Source organism: Syntrophales bacterium (assembly GCA_030655775.1).
GTDB lineage: Bacteria > Desulfobacterota > Syntrophia > Syntrophales > JADFWA01 > JAUSPI01.
In genome coordinates this window covers 1-7,754 of sequence record JAUSPI010000008.1, presented here as the reverse complement: position 1 = coordinate 7,754, position 7,754 = coordinate 1, and the positions used below count along the sequence as shown (strand labels likewise).

Here is a 7,754-nt window from a genome sequence, read left to right as displayed (position 1 = left end):
CCTGCATTTCAACCTGTCTCTTGCCGGAGGTGTTGTTATGTGGGATCTTTTCCTTTTTGCTTGAAGCGTATCCTAAACGGCCAGATATGTAAAGGCGAACCCGGTCATTTTGCGCGGGGCTAAACAGTACATTTCAATAGGAGTAACATATGGATATACGCATAAGCATATATTAAGAAGGAGACGAAATTATGACAATTGGTATTTTATCCTGTCAGGGAGCATGCAATGTTGGTGTGATGACGAACAAGATTGTACTCAAATTGGTTGATAATGAAACTGTAAATATGGTATGTCCGCTTGGGCTCCCTCTAGGAATCAAGAGCATTATTGACATGGCCAATGTTAATGAAAAGCACCTTGCTTTGAACGGATGCCTCATTAAATGCGCATCAAAGGCATTTGAGTACAAGGAAATTATGCTTACAGCTGATTTTGACATACCTAAGAATAAGAACTTTAATGATGAAACGAGTATTGATAAAGTCGAAGAAAAAGTCAAGGAAGTCATTAATGAATTTCTTTCAGCGCAACAGGTGTAATTATGATTAATCTAACAGAATTCTTGAAGGCATTGTCTGATGAAACAAGGCTAAGGATTATGGTGCTCCTTTCTCAGAAGGAAATGTGTGTTTGCGAGATATGTGAAGTACTAGATGAATCACAGCCAAAGGTTTCAAGGCATCTGGCTAAACTTAGAGACGCTGGTTTAGTTCGGGATAACCGACAAGGCCAGTGGGTTTTTTACTATGTTAACCTGGAAAATAAGACTGCATCTGAAATATTAAATATTATAATTAGCAATATCGATGAACACATTGTTTTAAAGAATGACAGAAATAAGCTGGTAGAAAAAATAAGTAAAGGCACAATGTGTAGTAGAGAGGGGTAATAGATAAATGAGTAATTTAGTTGAAATAAATGATAAATTGAAAAGCATCTTGAAGTTTGAAAGAGAGCCTGTTGGCATTAAATTTTTAAAAGCATAACCCAAAATCTTGAAAAGCTCGCAGCTAAACCCATGAAGAAAGCTAGAGCAAAAGGTGCATTTAATACCTTCAGCGGTTGTGGCGATTAGTTAATTAAGGAAGCGAGGCAATATCACGAGCTTTAACGAAAAAAGATTGAGCTGGTTGCAATTGGTGCAGCAATAGGCGGCAATTGCATACCATGCTTGGAGTGGCATTACAAACTATGATTGTTGGAGGGCGAACGATGGAAGAATTAAAAAATAAATTTGATGCGTTAAATAAAGCTGAAAAAATTCAATTTATGAAAGAGGTTCTGCCTGAATTCTGCAAGCTGTTTGCTGAAAATCAGCAAGATATGACACAGGACATGATGCCGCTTTGCAAAGAGCTGATGAAAGGATTTAAAATGGATATGCCCCAGATGATGTCAATGATGAAGAATAAGCAAAAGTAGAAAAGCAACACAGGGTGGAGAATTTAGAAAAGCTAGCCAGAAAGCAACATATATCGAGAAGCAGGACAGTCACTTTGATTGAGTGAGGGGGAGGGGGATAACGATGGCTATATACCTGGATAATGCAGCCACGACCTACCCGAAACCGGAAGCAGTGACAGCAGTGGACCATTACATGCGCCATATCGGTGCCAGCTCCGGACGGGGAGCTTACCGACGTGCCCTCGAAGCTGACGGCCTTGTCTTCAAAACCAGGAAACTGTTGGGACGCCTTTTTAATATTGAAGACGTGTTCCGCATTGTATTCACGTCCAATGTAACAGAATCCTTAAATTTGGCCTTAAAGGGGTTCCTGCGGGAAGGGAACCACGTAGTTACTTCCCACATGGAGCATAATTCCATGTGGCGACGTGGAGTTTATCCTGGAGCAAGGCGTAGACAAGATCAGAAAGCATGAGCAAGAGTTAACTGCTTTTGCGCTGGCGCAACTGAAAAAATCCCTGGTTTAACTATTTACGGGCCGCAAAACGCTGAAGAGCGCGTTGCCGTATTCAGCTTTAACGTGGAAGACGTTGCTCCCGAAGAAGTGGCCTACGTTTTGGACGAGGTATACGGGATCATGGTACGGGCGGGGCTGCATTGTGCTCCCCAGGCTCACCGGTGCATCGGAACCGTAGAATACGGAACTGTACGTGTCAGCCCGGGCAATTTTACTACGGAAAAGGAGATAACTGCTCTGGTCAAGGCTGTAAAAGAAATTGTGTCCCAATGATAAGAGGTGAATATGATGAGTAAAATCTTCTTTGTACTAAGCGAGGAAGACCTGATCACGTTGGAAAGCATCTGCATGGACAAAGATCCTGAAGAAGCACTGTCCTTCGTCATGAAGCGGGTAGTTCCACAAGTAAAAAAACCTCTTCCCTGTTTGGCTGGGCAGCTAATGCGGGCGGACAGGAGGTAAAGCATGCTCTTGAAAAATGTAGAACTAACTTATGTTTCGCCCTGCCAGGACTGTTGCCGTCATGAAAGAAGCCGGAATAGACATATCCGGTCAGACTTCCAAGTCTATCAATAAAGATATTCTGGATCAAGCCCATTTCTTTATAACGCTGTGCGGCGATGCGCGGGAAAGCTGTCCGGTCGTGCCGGGCAAAGTTCAAAAGCGCCACTGGCCCCTGGAAGACCCGGCCAGGACGGAAGGGACCCAAGAAGAAATAGTAAATAAATTTCGAGAAGTTAGAGATAAAATTTCAAAACTTGTTAAGGATTTAATGACAGAACTACTGGACTGACACTTCCGATCCCAAACATAAATTAGGAGGAAAATCATGGAAAAAGAAAAGCTAAAAATGGCGGCAGCTGGTGATGAGTGCACTTGCACACCTGCGGAAGTCCTCATTTATCCCTGCTCTGGGGGTTCAAATGTAAGGATATGCTTTCCCTTGCACAGAAATATAATGTGACCCATATGCCTTCCCTTGCCATCATAGGTGTAACTGGCGAAGTAAAAGAAATTATTGTCGGCCCTTTTGATGATGGGCAACTGCAATCTTTGCTGGATAGTGAGGTAAATTAGGTCTGCTTCTAGAGCTATTAAATGCAGATCTTTCTTTCTCCACATATATAATCGTTCTCCTGGGTGGTCTGGGGAGCGGCTTGAGTCCTTGCACTTTTCCCACCGTCATGTTAATTATTGGCTATGTGGGCGGGAAAAAGCAAACATCCAAGAGGCACAGTTTTTATCTGTCCCTCGCTTTTGTTTTGGGGATTGCCTTTACATTAAGCGCCTTGGGGGTTGCAGCTTCTATCCTGGGAAGAATCTTTTTAGGCAGTAGCGTTATCTGGTATATTGTGGCCTTCGCTGCCATTATTATGGGCTTGTACCTCCTGGGTTATTTTAACTTTAACTTTAACTTTAACTTTAATGAACAGGGATTATCATGGATATAGAAGGTTATGCAAAACGGGGCCTGCTTGCCAGCGACCCCGATATTGAAGACAAATTGACAGCGCGCATACTTGAAGTGAAAAAGACCACACCACAGCATGCACGAAACCTTGCAAAGGCTGCCATTGTTGAAGCCAAAGCCACACTGAATGTCAGCGGCGATGTGCTAACATCAACCATATCAGGCGTCACAATGGGACAGTTCGGTGTCGGATCGCGCGGCATGGGTGATTTTTATACCCACGAAAAGATTGCGGAAGTTATCGGGAAAACGAGTGCCGTTGTCGACACATCCCATCTTGACGATTCAGGCGCGGTCAAAACCAACGGCGATGAAAAATACATTATAGTAACAATTGACGGTATCCATTCCCGCCTAAGTGATTTCCCGTTCCTTGCAGGTTTTCATGTAGCAAGAGCATCCCTTCGTGATGTATATGTCATGGGTGCACGTCCGGTTGCCTTGCTCTCAGACATCCATGTCGCAGATGACGGGGATGTCGCAAAGATATTCGACCATATAGCAGGCATCACAACGGTCTCGGAACTAACGGGAATTCCGCTCATAACAGGCAGCACCCTCCGCATCGGTGGAGACATGGTCATAGGCGAGCGCATGACAGGCGGTGTCGGTGCTGTCGGCGCGACATCCGAACTCACATCCCGAATACAGACCCAGATAGGTGACGTCATCCTCATGACAGAAGGCGCAGGCGGGGGTACTATCTCAACCACTGCACTCTATTACAACATGCATGAGGTCGTTGACGAAACCATCAACATCAAGTTCCTTGAAGCATGCGAAGCACTCATTGATTCTGGTCTGACCAAACACATTCATGCCATGACAGATGTCACAAATGGCGGCATCAGAGGTGATGCAAAGGAGATATCAAGAACAGCAGGTGTGAAACTCGTATTTGAGGAATCGCGCATGCGCCCTCTGGTAAATCCGGTAGTACTTGAGATGCTTGAATCGCTTGAGATAGATTATCTTGGTGTCTCACTTGACGCATTGCTCATAATTGCACCCTCCGAATTTGTAGACGACATCATGCAGACCGTAAGGGCGGCAGGTGTTGAGATCGACATCATCGGACGTGTTGAGGAAGGGACCGGTGCCGAAGTGATAATTGATGGTAAGATACATGATTTTACACCTCGTTTCAGAGAATCCGCATATACCCCCATTAAAAAGATGATAGGTGAAGAAGAGCCGCGTAATTTTGATGAGATGAAAAGTGCAATTGACAGGGCAGCGCATGATGCTGTCGAGAAGAAACGGCGTGTTGTTGAGATGATACGGAATGCCTGATGTTACTATTTTTGTATTTGTTTAGCGGATTTGAAATTGTGTTGTAGCGTTGCAGATTAATGAGTTGGAAATAAAAACGATGCTACCACACGCGCGTAGCGCGGCACCGTCCTTCACCACTGCCCTGAATACATATCGAAGTTTCAATCGCTGTCAATACATCTGTTTTTGTATGGATTGCCCTACATAGAAACTGCGTATTTTGCGAATGTGAATGGATGGCAGGTATGGAACATGCCGCCTGCGGCGGGGTTGCTGCATGGGGTTTTAGGTATTTGAAATGTGCACCGACATTTCATCAGATAAACAAATACCTATTTTTTAGCGATTTTTGATAGTATATATTTTATAAATATATAGTGCGAGTTAATACGAGCATAGCGAGGATTTTCTCGTGCCGAGGCAATCCGCCGCAGGCGGCACAACCCTCCATCAATGATAAAATAAAAAAATAAAAGACAAGATTTTGCTCCTGTAAAATAGGGATGAAACACGATTTTCTTTATTACCTGATAAATGAATACAGATGAATTTAGCATTACGTTTTTGTAGGTCACTAGTATGGGAATATGCCGCCTGCGGCGGTTGCATTGGTTTTGGTTTCAGATAAAACTATTAAATTTATGTCGTTGTTTTGACACATATATACAAAGACCTTGCCCCTATTCTTGCTGTGCTCGCTTAACAACAAGCACCCCCCCATCCTTTTCGATGATCTCAACCTTTTCCCCTTTAGCAATAGACTCATCTGCACGTGCTTTCCAATATGCTCCCTTATGCATCACAAAACCTGTGATACCTGGTTCAAGCGGGTCTATGGTCTGTGCCATGTCCCCTATAATTTCACCAACAAGGGGTTTTCTGTGCCTGACTTCCATTACCTTGTATATCGCAAACACCATCACGATACCGATAACCACTGTAGGTGTAGCAACGGATATCATCAAGGTTCTCTGGAAATCGGCAGGCGTATAAAATTGGGGGAAACTCATTGGTACCAAAAGGATACTGCCTGCAATCATGCATATGATGCCTGCAATCCCAAATACCCCAAAACCGGGTGCCTGAAATTCCAATATCAATAGTGCGATACCGACAAGCAAAAGGAAGACTGCAGCGATATTCACATCAAATCCGGTGCCTATAAGCCCCAGTGTAATTGCAATTATACCAAATATCTCAGCACCCACTCCTGGATTGGATATCCCGAACACGACCCCGTATATTCCGAGCATCATCAGGATGGACGATATAAGAGGGTTTGAAATAATATTCATAAAAGAAAGTCTGACTGATGGGGTGTAATATTCGATCTCTGCACCGCTCGTGTTGAGTGTTTTACCTTTAATGATCGTCCCATCTATCTGCACAAGTAGATCCTCAATCGTTGGTGCAATAAACTCAATAACTCCTGCGTCCAGTGCAGATTCGGCATTGAGGTTTAAATTTTCGGTAATGAACTGTTCGGCAACAGTCTCATTCCTGCCATGCATGAGTGCCTTTTCGCGTGCAAGTGCAACAATGGCATTGACAATTTTTGAATCCTCGATCGGTTCAATTCCGGTTGCTGACATCTCAACAGGCTGTGCCGAGCCGATTATGGTGTGCGGTGCCATTGCGGCAATATCCGTACTGATCAATATCAGTGTGCCTGCAGACCATGCTTTCACACCTTCGGGATAAACATATCCAATAACCGGAATATCTGATTGGTCAATTGATTCAATGATACTGAAAGTTTCATCCAGTCCGCCTCCGGGCGTGTTGAGTGTAATGATAAGGGCCTCAAAGCCTCCCGCTTCTGCTGCTAAAATTGCATCCAGAACAATGTCATCCGATACCGGAGTGATGGAATCTGAAATATCAAGAACAAGTACTTTTTGATCTACACCGGCACATACAGGTGAAATTAAAACAATGAGACTAATAATAAAAATAATAAGTGGGAGGAGATAAAATCTTTTAAACATCATACAATCTCCTCCATATCCGCTTTTCATTTTTTACATTTCACATTATATTTGTTTCGCAACAGCTTGCGACAATGCAGCAACCTGTCCCAACTCGGTCGAAGAAGATATTATTATCAAATTCTTCTCTCTTGCAATTTCGGCATAGGTCTGGAGTTCTCGCAGTTTGATAGCGACCGGAACTTCCTGATACAGTTTTGCAGCCTCTTTCATCTTCTCAGCAGCCTTGAACTCACCTTCTGCCAAGATGATACGCGAGCGCTTTTCACGTTCTGCCTCTGCCTGTTTTGCAATTGCACGAAGCATTGTCTCTGGGAGACTGACATCCCTTATTGTCACACTTGTGACCTTGATACCCCAGGGATCTGTAGAAGCATCCAGAAGTTCCTGAATATCCTTGTTGATAGTCTCACGTTGTGAAAGTATGTCATCAAGTTCTATCTTACCCAATACATCTCTGAGCGTGGTCTGGGAAAGCATTGAAGTTGCATACCTATAATTCTCCACTTCAGTCACAGCAGCAGCTGGTTCAGTAACTTTGTAGTACACAACCGCATCCACTTCTACAGTAACGTTATCTTTTGTGATGACAGCCTGTTTAGGGACATCTATCGTGACCACACGAAGATCGATCTTTACAACTGTCTCAATTATAGGGATGATTAGGAAAAGACCGGGTCCTTTCACACCACTAAGCCTGCCCAACCTGAAGATAACAACACGTTCATACTCCTTCACCATCTTGAGGGCTTGGGATAATATCGCTATAAAAATTACCAATACTGGAAATATAATTTCATTTACCATATAACATCCTCCAAAACTATACAGAATGTTTCAGGATAAAAAGTTATTGTTCAATAAAAAAGTTGTATTTGTATAGCTGGTGCAGCACTGTGGTACAGAGTGTTTAATGAGTGCATGATAAAAACGATTCTACAATCCGCGCATGCGCGGCGTTGCCCTATATACACATCGAATTTTCAATTGCTTCTAGCGCATTCCACAATTTTCGTGTAGTATATGTTTTATAAACATATAGTTCGAGTAAATCCGAGCATAGCGAAGATTTTCTTGTAGTATATATTTTATTAAC

The 7,754-nt window shown here is 43.3% G+C and carries 12 protein-coding genes; 9 read left to right on the top strand and 3 right to left on the bottom strand.

Annotated features, from left to right (window positions below; genetic code table 11):
* Positions 1–191 precede the first annotated feature (191 nt).
* The 8 genes from Q7J27_00285 to Q7J27_00250 all read left to right on the top strand — a co-directional run bounded on the left by Q7J27_00285 (position 192) and on the right by Q7J27_00250 (position 2,888).
* Positions 192–542, top strand: a complete 351-nt coding sequence (locus Q7J27_00285; GenBank protein MDO9527579.1) for a putative zinc-binding protein — start codon at positions 192–194, stop codon at positions 540–542.
* Between the two features lie 2 nt (positions 543–544).
* A complete protein-coding gene (locus tag Q7J27_00280; GenBank protein ID MDO9527578.1) occupies positions 545–892 on the top strand; it encodes a metalloregulator ArsR/SmtB family transcription factor in 348 nt (115 codons plus the stop codon).
* Positions 893–1,215: 323 nt separating this feature from the next.
* Positions 1,216–1,425: a hypothetical protein gene (locus tag Q7J27_00275; GenBank protein MDO9527577.1), complete on the top strand. Its 210-nt coding sequence runs from the start codon at positions 1,216–1,218 to the stop codon at positions 1,423–1,425.
* A 103-nt stretch (positions 1,426–1,528) separates the two neighbouring features.
* Positions 1,529–1,882: an aminotransferase class V-fold PLP-dependent enzyme gene (locus Q7J27_00270; GenBank protein ID MDO9527576.1), complete on the top strand. Its 354-nt coding sequence runs from the start codon at positions 1,529–1,531 to the stop codon at positions 1,880–1,882.
* 39 nt (positions 1,883–1,921) lie between these two features.
* Positions 1,922–2,197 carry an aminotransferase class V-fold PLP-dependent enzyme gene (locus Q7J27_00265; GenBank protein ID MDO9527575.1) on the top strand — a complete coding sequence of 92 codons (276 nt, stop codon included), beginning with the start codon at positions 1,922–1,924 and terminating at the stop codon, positions 2,195–2,197.
* A gap of 12 nt (positions 2,198–2,209) precedes the next feature.
* Positions 2,210–2,386 (top strand): hypothetical protein, encoded by a 177-nt coding sequence (locus tag Q7J27_00260; protein MDO9527574.1) that lies wholly within the window; start codon positions 2,210–2,212, stop codon positions 2,384–2,386.
* A gap of 31 nt (positions 2,387–2,417) precedes the next feature.
* Positions 2,418–2,717: an arsenate reductase ArsC gene (locus Q7J27_00255; GenBank protein MDO9527573.1), complete on the top strand. Its 300-nt coding sequence runs from the start codon at positions 2,418–2,420 to the stop codon at positions 2,715–2,717.
* 36 nt (positions 2,718–2,753) lie between these two features.
* Positions 2,754–2,888, top strand: a complete 135-nt coding sequence (locus Q7J27_00250; protein ID MDO9527572.1) for a hypothetical protein — start codon at positions 2,754–2,756, stop codon at positions 2,886–2,888.
* A 276-nt stretch (positions 2,889–3,164) separates the two neighbouring features.
* Here the strand turns inward: Q7J27_00250 and Q7J27_00245 are convergent, their stop codons facing one another.
* Complete coding sequence (locus Q7J27_00245) at positions 3,165–3,293, bottom strand: hypothetical protein (protein ID MDO9527571.1); 129 nt, start codon at positions 3,291–3,293, stop codon at positions 3,165–3,167.
* 72 nt (positions 3,294–3,365) lie between these two features.
* Here Q7J27_00245 and Q7J27_00240 point away from each other — a divergent pair, with 72 nt between their 5' ends.
* Positions 3,366–4,688, top strand: coding sequence for an AIR synthase-related protein (locus Q7J27_00240; protein ID MDO9527570.1), 1,323 nt, complete (start codon positions 3,366–3,368; stop codon positions 4,686–4,688).
* Between the two features lie 662 nt (positions 4,689–5,350).
* Here the strand turns inward: Q7J27_00240 and Q7J27_00235 are convergent.
* Both Q7J27_00235 and Q7J27_00230 read right to left on the bottom strand, forming a co-directional pair.
* Complete coding sequence (locus Q7J27_00235; GenBank protein MDO9527569.1) at positions 5,351–6,688, bottom strand: nodulation protein NfeD; 1,338 nt, start codon at positions 6,686–6,688, stop codon at positions 5,351–5,353.
* A 15-nt stretch (positions 6,689–6,703) separates the two neighbouring features.
* A complete protein-coding gene (locus tag Q7J27_00230) occupies positions 6,704–7,465 on the bottom strand; it encodes a slipin family protein (GenBank protein ID MDO9527568.1) in 762 nt (253 codons plus the stop codon).
* Positions 7,466–7,754 lie beyond the last annotated feature (289 nt).